The following is a 14497-nucleotide window of genomic DNA, read 5'->3' on the forward strand; positions in this document are numbered from 1 at the left end:
TTCGACGATGAACATGGATCGCCGCAGTCTTCTTGGGTTGCTCGGCGCGGGGGCGGCGTCGCCCGCCGTTGCGCAGGACGCCAACACCGGATCGGTCGCCTTCCTGCACGGGGTGGCCAGCGGCGATCCCGACACGCGCTCGGCCGTCTTCTGGACCCGCGTCACCCCGGCCGATCCGTCGGTCGGGGAGGTCGCCGTCGTGCTGGAAGTCGCAAATGACGCCGGGTTCGGCGACATCGTTCGTCGCTCGACCGGTCTTCGCGCGCGGGCCGAGCGGGATTTCACCGTCAAACACGATCTGGACGGCCAGGGCCTGGAGCCGGGACGCGACTATTTCTATCGCTTCGTCGCCAATGGCGTGATCTCGCCGGTCGGCCGGGTGCGGACCCTGCCGGAGGGGGCGACCGCCGATCTGGCCTTGGCCGTCGTGTCGTGTCAGCTTTATCCCGGCGGCCTGTTCAACGCCTATGACGCCCTGTCTAAGCGGGACCGGCTGGACGCCGTCATCCACCTGGGCGACTACATCTACGAATATGGGGCCGAGCCGTCCGCCTATGGCATGAGTACGGGCGCGGCCCTGAACCGGATTCCGCAGCCGGCGCACGAGATCGTCATCCTGGCCGACTATCGGACGCGGCACGCCCAATACAAGACCGATCCCGACCTTCAGGCCGCCCACGCCCGCGCCGCCTTCATCTGCGTATGGGACGACCACGAGGTGGCCAACGACGCCTGGATGACGGGCGCGGAGAACCACCAGCCCGAGACCGAGGGCGACTTCGCGACCCGCAAGGCGGCCGCGCTTCGCGCCTATTACGAATGGATGCCGATCCGCGAGCCCAAGTCGGGCGCGCTCAACGCGGCGATCAACCGCAGCTTCGATTTCGGCGACTTGGCCACCTTGGCGATGGTCGAGACGCGGCTGCTGGCGCGCGGCGAGCAGATGACCTTCGCAGACATGCCCAAGACGGCGGCGGGCGGGCCGGACGTCGCGGCGTTCGAAGCTCTGCGTCAGGCGCCGGATCGCGATCTCCTAGGCGAGCGCCAGCGTCAATGGATCGGCGAGACGCTAAGCCGCTCCAAGGCGGCCGGTCGTCCGTGGCAGATCATCGGCAATCAGGTGGTGATGGCCAAGGTCAAGGGACCGGACATCTCGCGCATGATGCCGCCGGAGCAGCTCCAGCAGATGGTCGCCTCCTTGCCGGAAGACGCTCGGCCGCAGGTCGCGGCGGCGATACAGCTGTTCAAGCTGGGCTTGCCGTTCAATCTGGACAGCTGGGACGGCTATCCGGCCGGGCGCGAGCGTCTGTACGAGACGTTTGCGGCGGCGGACGTCGCGCCCATCGTCCTGTCGGGCGACAGTCACGCCTTCTGGGTCAACGAACTCCACGACAAGGACGGCGCGCGCCGGGCGGTGGAGTTCGGCACATCCTCAATCTCCAGCCCTTCGCCGGGGGACCATGTGGGCGGCCTGCCGCTGGGTGCCGCGCTGTCGGCGGCCAATCCCGAGGTGAGGTTCTGCGACCAGACATCGAAGGGTTATGTGATGCTGAATATCACGCAGGATCGGGTCGTGGGCGAGCTGTGCGCCGTGTCCACCATCGCGGCCAAACCCTATGAGCTGAAGAGGGCGAAGGCCTTTGCTGTCTCGCCGACGGGCGGCCTGACAGAACTCTGAGCGCTCCAGTGTGCAACAACGCAGCGCGCCTCTGTTGTAGCGGGCCCGTCTGGAGGCCGCGAAGATTGCAGCCTGCCCTGGAGCAACGCAGCTGACGTCTGCGTCTCGAGAAGGCGCCAATGTCCGCTGCTGGCGCATCTAGGTTGTTTGGAGCGTATTTTGAGGAGGGGGGTGTTGATCGTGGGAGGTGGCCATGAGCCAGCCCGATCTGTTTCGTTTACCCCGCAAACCCTGGAACGCTGGTCGAATGACCGGTGCGAAGGCCCCACTCAAGCCAAAGCACATCTGGGCGATCCGTCAGCACCTGAAGTCCGTTGGATCGATACGGGATCTTGCGATGTTCAACATCGCATTGGACGCCAAAAGGGCACGCCCTACGCCGACCGCGGCCTGAGCGACACAAGCTTGTCGGACGACCAGCTGCTGGACGCCATCGCGGCGCATCCGATCCTGATGAACCGCCCCATTGTCGTCTCGCCCCTAAGCGTCAAACTTTGCCGCCCGTCCGAGACGGTGCTGGACCTGCTGCCCCCGGAGGGACTGAAACCCTTCACCAAGGAGGATGGCGAAGTCGTTATCGACGCCGACGGGCGCCGTGTGCGCAGATGAACCGCCTTCGCGATCTGCCTGATGCCAGCCATCTGCCGGCGCTCGATGCGGCCTATCTTTCGAATACGCCGGCGCTGGGTCTCGAAGCCGGTGATCCCCCGCCCCGCATCCTGCTGCTTTATGGCTCGCTGCGTGAGCGGTCCTTCTCACGCCTCTGCGTCGAGGAGGCGGCCCGCCTGCTTCGCCACATGGGGTGCGAGACCCGCATCTTCGATCCGTCCGACCTGCCCCTGACCGATCAGGTGGCGGGCGACGATCATCCCGCCGTGCACGAGCTGCGTGAGCACGCCTCGTGGTCCGAGGGCATGGTCTGGTGCAGCCCCGAACGCCACGGCCAGGTATCCGGGATCATGAAACTTCAGATCGACCATCTGCCGCTCAACATCGGCGGCATGCGCCCCACCCAGGGCCGCACCCTAGCCGTCATGCAGGTGTCTGGTGGCTCCCAGAGCTTCAACGCCGTCAACACCCTGCGCCTGCTCGGGCGCTGGATGCGGATGATCACCATCCCCAATCAATCCAGCGTCGCCAAGGCTTTCACGGAGTTCGACGATGCAGGCCGGATGAAGCCGTCGGCCTATTACGACCGCATCGTCGATGTCATGGAGGAACTGGTGCGGTTCACGGTCCTGACCCGACCTCATGCCCACATGCTCGTTGACCGCTATTCCGAGCGAAAGGCTGGCGGATTACCGGCTGATGCCGCTGCGGATCTTTCAGCAATCGCGGTCGCAGAAAAATGAGCGCCTTCCCCAGCAATTTTGTAGCGCCTAAAAGCTGAACCAGCACGTACTCTACTAAAGACCTGTTCCGAACAAATCAGTGTAATAGCTGGATGGATGTAACACTATTTGGTCTTAAGCGCGGCTGATAGAATCGATGAGATTATTGCATTCCGACCAGAGTTCTTTTGTGACGATTGGATGGACGGAAACTGAGCTGGCAGCTGCTTGAGCATCCACGTTATGGTGGTGTTTACAGTTCCCTCGGTACAACCCCATAGACACTGGATCTTGAATTATCCGTTTGACCTCCGCAGGGGTGAAGCGCTTCTTCCTGCGTAGTCGTCGACCTCGACTGTTCAAAGACGTCGTGACTTCGGCCAAGTCCCGGAGGGAGGCGAAAAGGGTGTACATCTCAAGGCGGATGGGCGCCTCAAGGGGGTGAGGCTCTAAACGGCCGTCGCTCCACCAAAACCCAAATGGTGCTGCCGCAACGCGCTGAACCGGGGCGGGAGAGTAAGAGATAAGTTGATTTCTGGCGTCGCTGCCGTTGATTGACGCACGCCACATCGCAGTCGCCAGCAAGACGTTCGCAAACGCCTGAGCGCCGGAACGATCAGTATCCAGGTTATCGTCAGTCAAAATTAGGCGCCCGCCAGCAAGGCCAATAGCGCTCGCTAAGTCTTGAAGTTCAGAGTGCGAGCGCGCGACGGTCGAAAGACTGGGAGCAATAATCGCGCCTATAACGCTCCGTTTGAGATCGCTTATCACCCGTTTGCGAACTATATTCCGGTCTGTAGGGATGTCTAAACAACCGTACTCTCGAACAATAACGAAATTATTATTCGCCGCAGCCTGTTTGAGCGGAAGGGGTATAAAAGACCGATCTTTTTCGTCGGATGTAAACCACACACAGCATCTCAAGAGAACTGGCGTCGCAGAAAACGTTATCGGGTCAATCATCGCCGCGTTCGATAAGTGGATTTTCAGCTTACAACAGGGAACGACCGATTGATCCTGATCAATATTGTCGCACCGACATGCTGCTAAAAATAATCTTGTGACAAATATGAAAAGATTCCACAGTAGACGGAATATTCGGAAATTGAGGCAAGCCTTATTGTGGTTTACGGTGCCAATGGTGGCAACGATTACAAATTAAAATGATCAGGCCCAAGACGGAAAATAGAATCTGTCAACATCGTGTCATGAGTCTATTACAATAAAAGCATAGGTCGATAAGGAGGGGTGCTGGACTGCGTCAAACCGATGCGCAGTGACCCGCGGACAATCCTAGGGGATCTCTATGCTTCGCTTGACCAATATCCTTTTGGCTGGAACCTGCGTTCTGGCTCTTGCTGCATGCGGCTCCGCAGAGGTCGCCTCGCCGGGCGAAGGCGATTTCGGCGGCGGGAGCGGCGGCGGCGGCGGAACGACCAACCCGCCTCCTGGCAACGGTACTCCGGCGAGCGATTGCCCCACGGGATTTGCCAATGTCGGCCTGATCGCCAACGGCACGCTGCGGGTTTGCCAACTACCGCAACAGATTCTCGGCTCGCTGACCGTACCGCTGCGCGCGGGAACCATCTATTCGATCTCGGGTCGCACGGAAGTCGGCACTGACCGAGGACCTGACGCCGCCGCCCCGACTCCAGGTTCGACGCAAGGCATCTTGACCATCGAAGCCGGCGTCAAAGTCTTCGCTTCTGGCGGAACCGACTATCTGTTGGTCAATCGCGGCTCGCAAATCTTCGCTGAAGGCACCGCGACCAGCCCGATCATCTTTACGAGTCGGCAGAATGTCGAAGGCGCCACGACCCCGACGTCGCAAGGGCAGTGGGGTGGCCTTGTCATCGCCGGTCGCGCGCCGACTGCCGTCTGCCCCGTGGGCGTCACGGCGCCGAACGCAGCCTGCGTCGGTCAGATCGAAGGCACCAGCGCCAACTACGGCGGCAACAGCCCGGCCGACAACTCGGGCCGCCTTCGCTATGTTCAGGTCAACTATTCTGGCTTCGAGATCTCGCCGAATAACGAGCTGCAGGCCCTAACACTGGCCGGCGTCGGATCGGGCACCACTGTCGATCACTTCCAGTCCTACAACTCGTCGGACGACGGCATCGAAATCTTCGGCGGCAACGTCAACCTCAGGTATCTGGTCATCAACGGCGCGGACGATGATGGTCTGGATACCGACACCGGCTGGCGCGGTGGCGCGCAGTTCGGCATCATCACCCAGAAGCCAACGGCCGTGACCAACGGCAGCCGTGGTTTCGAATGGTCGGCCGCGCCGTCGGGTACGACCTACTTCGCCCAGCCGAAGGTTTCGAACTTCACCATCGTGGGACGTAACGCCGCTGTGGCGGCCGACGCGATCATTACACTGAACACCGGCACGTCGCCGTCGATCATCAACTCGGTCTTCACCAACCCGACCACCTCGGCGGCGGCTTGCCTCGACATCGACGACGCGCAGACGGTGACGAATGCGCCGATCTTCCGCTCGGTCTATTTCGCGTGCTCGCGTCCTTATGAGAACGACAGCAACGTGAACGCGGCTGCGACGGAGGCGGTGTTCATTAACGCCACCAACGTCAACAACACCGCAACCGGCACGTCGACCATGACGGCCCCGGCGGGGGCGACCATGACGAACAACGGTCTGACCTTCATCAACGGCGCCAATGAGACAGCGGTCACGGCCGCCAATGCGCCTGCGCTGTATCCGTTCTTCACCTCGGTCACCTACATCGGCGCCGTCAGAAACGCTGCCGACACCTGGTACCTCGGCTGGACCTGCGGTTTGGCTGCCGGTTCGACCTGCTGATGACGAAAAGGCGGACGGGGACCCAGTCGGGTCCCCGTCCCATTTCGCCTGCTTTCGTCACACCCCCCTTCAAGGCGCAGATCATGAAGACACTTACTCTGACCCTGACAGGGGTCCTGCTAGCCACAAGCGCGATGGTCGCGCCTGGCATGACACTCGCACAAACCGAAAACCCTTCGGCTCCGGTCGAGCAGACCCCGGCGGCTCAGTCGCAAACCGACATCGATCAGACGCCGTCCACCGTCGATGAGATTGTGGTTCTTGGCCGTTTCATCCCTGAGCCGAACCGCGCCAGCCCGGAAGTGGCCGCCTTCCTGACGGCCGAAGACCTGCAACGCACCGGCGATTCTTCCGCCGCCGCAGCCTTGACGCGCGTGACCGGCCTGTCGGTCGTCGAAGGCCGGTTCGTGTATGTCCGCGGTCTGGGTGAGCGCTACTCGTCCGCCCTGCTCAACGGCTCACCTCTGCCCAGCCCTGAGCCGCTTCAACGCGTGATTCCGCTGGACCTGTTCCCGTCCGACATTCTGAAGGGCGTTACTGTTCAAAAAACCTACTCGGCCAGCTTCCCTGGTGAGTTCGGCGGCGGCGTCATAGATCTTCAGACTCTTTCAGCGCCGACCGAAGCCTTCTTCACGATGAAGGCGTCTGTCGGCGCGGATACGGAGTTCACCGGCCGAAACAACCTGATCTATTTCGGATCGCGCACGGACTTCACCGGCTTCGACGACGGCACCCGCAGTCTGCCCGGCGGCATCGACCTCGCGTTCCAATCGGGGAATCGGATTCAGGTCGGGCCAAACTACACGGCTGCTCAGCTTCGGACCCTTGGTCAGTCGCTCGAGAACGCTCCACTGCGACTTCTCCAGAAAGAGCAGACACCTGCGAACCTTGGCTTCAGCCTGACGGGCGGCAACGCCATGCAGACCCCGTGGGGGACGCTGGGCGCCGTTTTCGTCGCGGGCTATGACAACAGCTGGAAGGGTCGCCAGGGCGTGCGACAATCCGGTCGTATCGACAGCGGTCAGCTAGTGCTGGCTGACGACTACGTGTTCCGCTCCAACGAGAACAATATCGGTCTCAATCTGTTCGGCTCGCTCAGCCTCGCCGACGACGACAACGAGATTAAGTGGACCAACTTCTACGTCCGAAACACGACAAAGGAAGCCCGCTCGGTCGCTGGATTTGACGACTTGGGCGGCGGCGCCTATCGCCGTACCGACTACACCGAATGGTTCGCCCGTCAGCTGTTCACCACACAGTTGTCCGGCGATCACACGCTAGGCGCGTGGGATTTCACCTGGCGTGTGGCCTATGCGAAGACCTCGCGTGATGCGCCGTATGAGACCCAGTTCGGCTACGGCAAGAACGCAACTGGCGATATTATCCACAACATCCAGACCAACCGTATTTCGTTCAGCAACCTGGACGACACCATCATCTCGGGCGGCGCAGACGTCAGCTATACTCTGCCGCTTTCGGATGCGCGTGAAGCTAAGTTCACCCTAGGCGTGGCGAGCAGCGACAATGACCGTTCGTCGCAGCAGCGTCTGCTTCACTTCATCGCCCCCAACGGCTTGACCCCGGAACAACAGCTTTCGCGCGTCGATTACCTGTTTTCTGATTTCAACATCGGGTCGACGCTTCAGCTGGAAGAAATCACGGGTTCGAACGGCGCTTCGGCATATGATGCGAAACTGCGTGTCAACGCCGTCTACGGTCAGGTCGAGGCCGAGGTCATACCTCTGGTCAACCTAAACCTCGGCGTCCGGTTCGAAGACGGCAAGCAAAGCGTCAATCCGTTCGACCTCTTCGGTGGGGCGACCGGCTTTCTTCCGACTGAAATCAACGAAAGCTATGTGTTGCCGGCGGCGACTGTGACCTGGAACTTCGCCGAAGACATGCAGTTGCGGTTCGGTGCGTCTAAGACCATCGGGCGGCCCCAGTTCCGCGAACTGGCGCCGCAGCAATACACCGACGTAGAGAGCGACAGGACCTTCATCGGGAACCCGTATTTGGTGAACACCGAGTTCCTGAACCTGGACGCGCGGTACGAATGGTATTTCGCTCGCAACCAGTATGTGACGTTCGGGCTCTTCTACAAGGATTTGGACAAGCCGGTTGAATCCAGCGTCGTCGATCAGGGCGCCAGCATATCCCAGACGTTCATCAACGCCCCGAAGGCGATCGTTAAGGGGGTCGAACTGGAGGCGAAGAAGTTCTGGGAGTTCCCGGACAACGGCCTGTCCTTCATTTCCAGCAAACGCTGGCTTGTTTCCGGCAACTACACCTATTCCAACTCTGAGGTGAAGGTCGAAGACGGGGATACCGTCACGACCCAGTCCAGCCTCGGCGTCGCTCAGCCGGCTTCCTTCTACGTCATTGACGGCAGCCGCCTTCAAGGCCAGTCGGACCATGTCGCGAACCTGCAGTTCGGCTGGGAAGACGATACGGCGAGGTCGCAAGCCACGATCATCGTGAACTACGTCTCCAAAAGGACCTCGGCGCGTGGCCGTCCTGGCGAGCCGGACTTGATTCAGGATCCTGGCGTGTTTCTCGATCTGGTGTACCGCAAGGACTTCAGCGTGATCGGTCAAGATCTCGGATTTGCTATTGAGCTGCGCAATCTCCTCGGCACCGACTACGACGAGTATCAGGAACAGGGCCGCAAGATCCGTATCAACAACTACGATCTCGGATCCAGCGCTTCGGTCAGCCTGACGGCGCGTTTCTAAGGCATAGAGCGTCAGGGGTCGATCCAGTCGGCCCCTGGCGTTTTTACGACAATCTATCCGCATGCACCGTAAGTGTCACACGACGTTCTCGCGGATGTCGCATACCAGTGAAGCCGCCTCTCGCCGATTGGTCTAGGAGCGTGAACTTGCCGCGCGCATTGGACGCGACGGCATGTGTCGGGCGCGCAAACGTGATCTCTAAACTTCGCCAGTGGACATCCGCGACTGCGCAGTCTGCGCGCGTTCTTAACCGCGGCTCGCGTCTACGATTGGCGGCTGAGGCTGTCTTGGTCGCCTTGCTTTTAGTTCAAGCCGGGCGTTTGGTGTGGATCGTGGTCGATCCCCGGGCGCCATCCATGGCCCCGCTGCCGCAGCCGCCGATCAAGCCTGCCGACACCAGCATATTTCAACGCTTCGATGCCTTTTTCCGCACAGGCGATGTAAGCAGCCTGGCTGATGTGACGAACACTGACGCGACCCAGCTTCGCCTGTTCGGCGTGCGCAGTGGCGGCTCAGGGGACGGATCCGCGATTATCGGCCTGGCTGATGGCCGGCAGATTTCCGTAGGGGTTGGCGAGGAAGTCGAACCCGGTTTGGTGCTCAAGGAAGTCGGTCAGAACTATGTGACCCTGGCGCGGGGGCAGTCTGTCAGCCGCCTGATCTTCTCTGAAGTGCCCGTTGGCGCGCCGCCTCCGCCTCCGCCGCCAGCCGGCGAACAGGTGGTCGGTCCTATAGCGCCCGCTTCCGCGCCCTCTGCCCCCGTGGCTGTCGTTGATCCGTCTAGACTGATGGCCCAGGCCTCGCTGCGTCCCCGGATGCAGGGAATGGCCATCAAGGGCTTCACGGTTTCGGGTTCCGGCGACCATCTGGCCGCAGCGGGTCTCCAGTCGGGGGACGTGATTTTGTCCGTCAACGGAAATGAACTGACCGGCCTCGACCGGATCGCCGCCCTCCGGGGCCAGCTTGCCAATAGCGCAAATGCCGAAGTCCGTTTCGAGCGAGCCGGCCAAGTGCAGACGACCACCATAAGGACAACTCGGTGAACCGACGCAGTTCCAACCTTCTTGTCGGCGTTTTGTCGGCGATATTGCTCGTACAGGGGCCGATCGCAGCCTCGCCCGCCATCGCCCAATCCGCCAGCCGGCAGACCATGAACGTTCAAGGCGCAGACATCCGCGCGTTCATTCAAGATGTCGCCCGAATGACCGGGCGGACCTTTATCGTCGACCCCGCGGTGACAGGGACCGTCACGGTGACCAGTGACAAGCCACTAAGTCGCGCCGAGCTGTTCGAAGTCTTCCTGTCGACACTGCGCGCCAACGGTCTGGTCGTGACGCCGACAGGGTCAGGCGCATACCGCATCAGTCCAGCGGCCGGTGCGGCGCAAGGCCCGTCGACCGTCGGAACCGAGCGGTTCTCGACCGAGGTATTCCAGCTTCGCAACATCGACGCTGCCTCGGCGGCGGAAACCATTCGACCATTGGTGGGGGCCCAGGGACAGGTCTTGCCGAACCCCGCCGGCAACAGCGTGGTCGTTGCGGACTTTGCCGACAATCTGACGCGTATTCGCGCCCTGATTGGCCGCATCGACGTGGATCGTGGGACATTCGATGTCTTGACGCTGCAGAACTCCTCGGCGCGTGAGATTGCGGCCGTCCTTCAGACGGTTCTTGCACCGCCGGGCGGACAGCCCGGACAAGGCATGGTGTCCGTGACGCCGGTCGAGAGCTCCAACTCCGTTATCCTGCGCGGAGATCCTGCAGCCGTCGCGCGCGTTCGCCCGCTGATCGAAGACCTGGACCGGCGCGCCCAATCGGCGGACGACGTCAAGGTGGTCTTCCTCGAACACGCCAACGCAGAACAGCTTCTGCCCGTCCTGCAGCAGATCGTGGGTCAGCAAGTCACGGCAGCCAGCGCCAATGCCGCGCCTGCAAGCCAGGCCCGGTCGGGCGGAGTCGGTCAGGCGGCGGCTGTGGACACGACAGCATCGGCGCCGACCACCGTATTGCCTGGTCAAAAAGCCACGATCGCGCGTTTCCCCGGTGCAAATGCCCTGGTGATTTCGGCCTCAGCAGATACGCAACGGATGCTCGCCGAAGTGATCCGCCAGCTCGACGCTCGTCGCCAGCAAGTGTTGATTGAGGCGATCGTTGTGGAACTGAGCGATGCGGCGGTCCGCGAGCTTGGCGTGCAATGGGTATTAGCGGGGGAAGACGGCAATCCCGCAGGGCTGACAAACTATCCCAATCGGTCGACCCCTCTGGCGCCGATCGCAGGCGGCGCGGTCGCCGTTCAATTGGACGATCCTAAGGATGCGACCGTCCGTGATCAGCTACAGAGGTTGGCGCTTAACAGTCTGCTGGGTGCGAACGGTTTTGTCGGCGGCGGTGGCGGCCGCATCGGCGACGGCCTGTTCGGCTTTATCATCAATGCGGCGAAGACTGACGAAGGCTCCAACCTGCTGCAGACGCCGTCGCTGATGACCCTCGACAATGAGGAGGCCACAATCCTGGTGGGACAGGAGGTGCCGATCACGACGGGGGAGACGCTGCTCGACGGCAACTCCAATCCCTTCCGAACGACTCAGCGCCAGGACATCGGCGTTAAGTTGACCGTTCGACCTCAGATCAATGCAGGCGGCTCGATCACACTCCACGTGCGTCAAGAGGTGTCGAGCATCAATGGCGTCCTGACGAATTCTTCGTCCGATCTCGTCCTCAACAAGCGAGAGTTGGAGAACACCATGGTCGTCGATGACGGGGCGATTGCGGTCGCCGGCGGCCTGCTCGACCAGAATGACAGGCTGTCGATCGACAAGGTCCCGGGGCTAGGCGACCTGCCCGGCATCGGAGCTCTGTTCCGGTCCTCCAGCCGTCAGCGAGGCCGAACCAACCTGATGATCTTCATCCGTCCGACGATCGTGAGGTCGGAGGCGGACGCCCAAAGGCTGGCCGCTGATCGTTGGGGTTATATGCGCCGGCAGCAAATGAACGCCACGCCAGGTGTTGAGCCCAGCCTGGACGAAATGTTGCGTGAGTATATGCGCGCAACGCCGCCTGAACAGCTTCCAGTCGGCGCCGCCCCTGTCGCATCGGTTGCAGGGGCGCCCCTGCAACCTGTCGCGGATGGCGCTCCGCCCCCTGGCGGTCGCCCATGATTACGCGGATCGATCCGACGCTGCCTTATGGTTTCGCCAAGCGCAGCGGCGTGGTCCTGCTCGAGGCCGGCGAAGTCGCCTCGGTGGGCTTGAGGGAAGGGGCCGACCCGGCGTGTCTCATAGAGGCTCGCCGTGTGCTCGGGCGTCCGCTCAAGATTGAACACATGGATCAGGCGACGTTCGATCGTTATCTGTCGCAGATCTATGCGGGCGACCCATTAGTGACCGGCGACGGCGATGATCTGGGTCTGCCGGGCGGCGGCATGCCCGGCGGTCTGGATAGTCTGATCGACGACATGCCGGCCGCCGCCGATCTTCTGGACACCGCCGACGACGCCCCCGTGATCCGGCTGATCAACGGCGTGATTGCCGAAGCGGTCCGGGCGGGAGCCTCCGACATCCATCTGGAGCCGTTTGAAAACGAGCTGACGATCCGGATGAGGGTGGACGGCGTGCTGCGCGGGGCTCTCAGTCTAAACCCGCGGATCACGCCGCTTCTGGTATCGCGCATCAAGGTCATGGCGCGTTTGGACATCGCCGAAAAACGCGTGCCGCAGGATGGAAGGATTCCGCTCGCCCTAGGGGGCAAGACCTTGGACGTTCGTGTCTCGACACTGCCTTCAAGGGGCGGAGAACGTGTCGTGCTGCGCATTCTCGATAAGGCGCAGGCCGATCTGGATCTGAATCGACTCGGCATGGATCCGCCAGTGCTTGAGGCTTTTCGGGCGGCGCTGACAGAGCCCAATGGCATCATATTGGTGACCGGACCCACGGGATCGGGCAAAACGACCAGCCTCTATGCGGGTCTTTCCCTGCTCAATGATGCGACCCGCAACATTCTGACCGTGGAGGATCCGGTCGAATATGCGATCGACGGCGTGGGCCAAACCCAAGTCAACACCAAGGTGGGGATGACTTTCGCCGCCGGACTTCGCGCCATCCTGCGCCAAGATCCGGACGTGGTCATGGTGGGTGAAATTCGGGACGCCGAGACGGCCAGCATCGCCGTTCAGGCGGCGTTGACGGGACACCTTGTCCTGACAACCGTCCATACGAACGACGCGGCGGGCGCCATCACGCGCCTGCGCGACATGGGCGTGGAACCCTTCCTATTGGCCTCGACTCTTCGGCTGATCGTCGCCCAACGGCTGGTGCGACGACTGTGCGACGAGTGTCGACGTCCGGAACCAGCAGATGTCGCAACCGCCAAACTAGCGGGAGTCGCCGTCGGCCAGATGGTGTGGCGACCGCATGGCTGCGCGCGTTGCAACCAAACGGGCTATGTCGGACGCACAGGTCTCTACGAGCTGATCCGCGTGGACGATCGCGTCCGGCGTTTGATCGCCTCCGAGGCTGGAGAAGAGGAGATCGCCGCGGTCGCGTTCGCGGCGACGGACGGGGGAGGGCGCACCTTGAGCCAGAGCGCCCGTGAACTTGTCGTCGCCGGCGTCACTTCTGTCGAGGAAGCCGTCCGTGTCGCCCGGCAGGAAACCCCGCAGGACGCCGCACACCTTGAGATTCCAGCGTCGCCACAAGGAGTCGCGGCCTGATGGCCTTATTCGACTACGTGGCTGTCGACACGGCGGGCCGAACCGTCACGGGCGCTGTGGCGGCGACGGACGATGCCGCTGTCCGAAAGACCTTGGATCGAAAGCGACTTGTTCCCCTGAGCATCACGCCTTCGACCAGCGCATCGTCCCGCGTCGAACGCGCGCCTTCCGGCAAGCCCGGGCGATTGGGTTCCAAAGCCCTCGCGCTGACGACACGGCAACTGGCGACCCTGGTTTCGGTCGCGCCCATCGAAGAAGCCTTGCGCACGATCGCGCTTCAGGCGGATCGGCCCATGGTGCGAATGATTCTGGAGACCGTGCACGGCGGAGTGATGAGCGGGCGGCGTCTGTCGGATGCGATGGCCCTAGAACCCAGGGCCTTTCCGCCGCTCTATCGCGCGATGGTTTCGGCGGGCGAAACGTCCGGCGCGCTTCAGTCGATCCTTGAGCGCCTAGCCGACAGGCTCGAAATGGATGAACAGGTTCGGGGCAAGGTGATCACGGCCCTGGTCTATCCTCTCGTACTGGCCGTCGTCGCGCTGGGCGTCATCGGGGCCCTGATGACCTTCGTCGTTCCGAAGGTCGTCGATCAGTTCGAAAGCATGGGTCAGACCCTGCCGCTGCTGACGCGCCTGGTTATCGGGGTATCGGAACTGATGCAGAACTGGAGCTGGTTGTTCGCGCTCGTGATCGCCATCGGGGCGCTCGGTGTTGCGGCGCTATGGCGGAACCCGTCCTTCCGACTGACGATCGACAGCCTTCAACTGCGCTTGCCCCTGGTGGGGCGACTGACCCGCGATCTGCATGGCGCAAAGATGGCGCGGACACTGTCGACGATGATCGCCGCTGGGCTTCCGGTTTTGGAGGGTCTGACCATTACCGCCCGCACCGTGTCCAACCGGGCGCTGAGGTGCGCGACCGAGACGATGGCGGATACGGTGCGCGAAGGCGGCGGCCTGTCCAGCGCTATGCGCCGAGCCGACGTTTTTCCGCCCATTCTTGTTTACATGACAGCCTCCGGCGAGAGCAGCGGGCGTCTGGAGCCGATGCTGGACCGCGCCGCCGACTATCTCGAGCGCGAATTCGCGACGTTCACGGCCGTGATGCTGAGCCTGCTGGAGCCGGCGATCATCGTCGTCATGGGCGGGATCGTCTGTTTGATCGTGTTGTCGATCCTGCTGCCCATTCTTCAGATCAATACCCTGGCGATGGGGTGAGGAGTTGC

At 62.1% G+C, this 14497-nt stretch carries 10 protein-coding genes and 1 pseudogene; 10 read left to right on the plus strand and 1 reads right to left on the minus strand.

The features are described from left to right. Nucleotides 1–7 precede the first annotated feature (7 nt). The 4 genes and pseudogenes from E4341_RS08110 to arsH all read left to right on the plus strand — a co-directional run bounded on the left by E4341_RS08110 (nt 8) and on the right by arsH (nt 3030). A complete protein-coding gene (locus tag E4341_RS08110; RefSeq protein ID WP_165116507.1) occupies nt 8–1678 on the plus strand; it encodes an alkaline phosphatase in 1671 nt (556 codons plus the stop codon). Nucleotides 1679–1871: 193 nt separating this feature from the next. After that, the gene (locus E4341_RS15525; RefSeq protein WP_165118647.1) at nt 1872–2072 is read left to right on the plus strand and encodes a recombinase XerD; all 201 of its coding nucleotides are present in this window, start codon (nt 1872–1874) and stop codon (nt 2070–2072) included. Beyond that, nucleotides 2036–2287, plus strand: a pseudogene (locus E4341_RS08120) (ArsC/Spx/MgsR family protein); the annotation flags it as partial. The gene E4341_RS15525 and the pseudogene E4341_RS08120, both read left to right, overlap by 37 nt. After that, nucleotides 2284–3030, plus strand: coding sequence for an arsenical resistance protein ArsH (arsH, locus tag E4341_RS08125; RefSeq protein ID WP_165116516.1), 747 nt, complete (start codon nt 2284–2286; stop codon nt 3028–3030). The pseudogene E4341_RS08120 and the gene arsH, both read left to right, overlap by 4 nt. Before the next feature lie 114 nt (nt 3031–3144). Here arsH and E4341_RS15750 read toward each other — a convergent pair whose 3' ends face one another. After that, nucleotides 3145–3972 carry a recombinase family protein gene (locus E4341_RS15750; protein ID WP_370458444.1) on the minus strand — a complete coding sequence of 276 codons (828 nt, stop codon included), beginning with the start codon at nt 3970–3972 and terminating at the stop codon, nt 3145–3147. 343 nt (nt 3973–4315) lie between these two features. Between E4341_RS15750 and E4341_RS08135 the strand changes: the two genes are divergently transcribed. The 6 genes from E4341_RS08135 to gspF all read left to right on the plus strand — a co-directional run bounded on the left by E4341_RS08135 (nt 4316) and on the right by gspF (nt 14489). Continuing rightward, nucleotides 4316–5833, plus strand: a complete 1518-nt coding sequence (locus E4341_RS08135) for a hypothetical protein (RefSeq protein ID WP_165116520.1) — start codon at nt 4316–4318, stop codon at nt 5831–5833. Between the two features lie 134 nt (nt 5834–5967). Further along, complete coding sequence (locus E4341_RS08140; protein WP_240893511.1) at nt 5968–8565, plus strand: TonB-dependent receptor domain-containing protein; 2598 nt, start codon at nt 5968–5970, stop codon at nt 8563–8565. Nucleotides 8566–8861: 296 nt separating this feature from the next. Beyond that, complete coding sequence (locus E4341_RS08145; RefSeq protein WP_240893663.1) at nt 8862–9608, plus strand: type II secretion system protein N; 747 nt, start codon at nt 8862–8864, stop codon at nt 9606–9608. After that, complete coding sequence (gene gspD, locus E4341_RS08150) at nt 9605–11722, plus strand: type II secretion system secretin GspD (protein WP_165116524.1); 2118 nt, start codon at nt 9605–9607, stop codon at nt 11720–11722. Before E4341_RS08145 ends, gspD begins: the two co-directional genes overlap by 4 nt. After that, entirely contained in the window at nt 11719–13272 is a 1554-nt protein-coding gene (gene gspE, locus E4341_RS08155; protein WP_165116526.1) for a type II secretion system ATPase GspE, read from the plus strand. Before gspD ends, gspE begins: the two co-directional genes overlap by 4 nt. Then, nucleotides 13272–14489, plus strand: a complete 1218-nt coding sequence (gspF, locus tag E4341_RS08160) for a type II secretion system inner membrane protein GspF (RefSeq protein WP_165116528.1) — start codon at nt 13272–13274, stop codon at nt 14487–14489. Before gspE ends, gspF begins: the two co-directional genes overlap by 1 nt. The last annotated feature ends 8 nt before the right edge of the window (nt 14490–14497 follow it).

The organism is Brevundimonas sp. 'scallop', assembly GCF_011045535.1.
Taxonomy (GTDB): Bacteria; Pseudomonadota; Alphaproteobacteria; order Caulobacterales; family Caulobacteraceae; genus Brevundimonas; species Brevundimonas vesicularis.

Excerpts from the sequence above, each read along its gene's own strand:
- E4341_RS08135 (WP_165116520.1), top strand. The coding sequence starts at position 4,316 with ATGCTTCGCTTGACCAATATCCTTTTGGCTGGAACCTGCGTTCTGGCT.
- E4341_RS15750 (WP_370458444.1), bottom strand. The coding sequence starts at position 3,972 with ATGATTGACCCGATAACGTTTTCTGCGACGCCAGTTCTCTTGAGATGC.
- E4341_RS15525 (WP_165118647.1), top strand. The coding sequence starts at position 1,872 with ATGAGCCAGCCCGATCTGTTTCGTTTACCCCGCAAACCCTGGAACGCT.
- arsH (WP_165116516.1), top strand. The coding sequence starts at position 2,284 with ATGAACCGCCTTCGCGATCTGCCTGATGCCAGCCATCTGCCGGCGCTC.
- gspE (WP_165116526.1), top strand. The coding sequence starts at position 11,719 with ATGATTACGCGGATCGATCCGACGCTGCCTTATGGTTTCGCCAAGCGC.
- E4341_RS08110 (WP_165116507.1), top strand. The coding sequence starts at position 8 with ATGAACATGGATCGCCGCAGTCTTCTTGGGTTGCTCGGCGCGGGGGCG.
- E4341_RS08140 (WP_240893511.1), top strand. The coding sequence starts at position 5,968 with ATGGTCGCGCCTGGCATGACACTCGCACAAACCGAAAACCCTTCGGCT.
- gspF (WP_165116528.1), top strand. The coding sequence starts at position 13,272 with ATGGCCTTATTCGACTACGTGGCTGTCGACACGGCGGGCCGAACCGTC.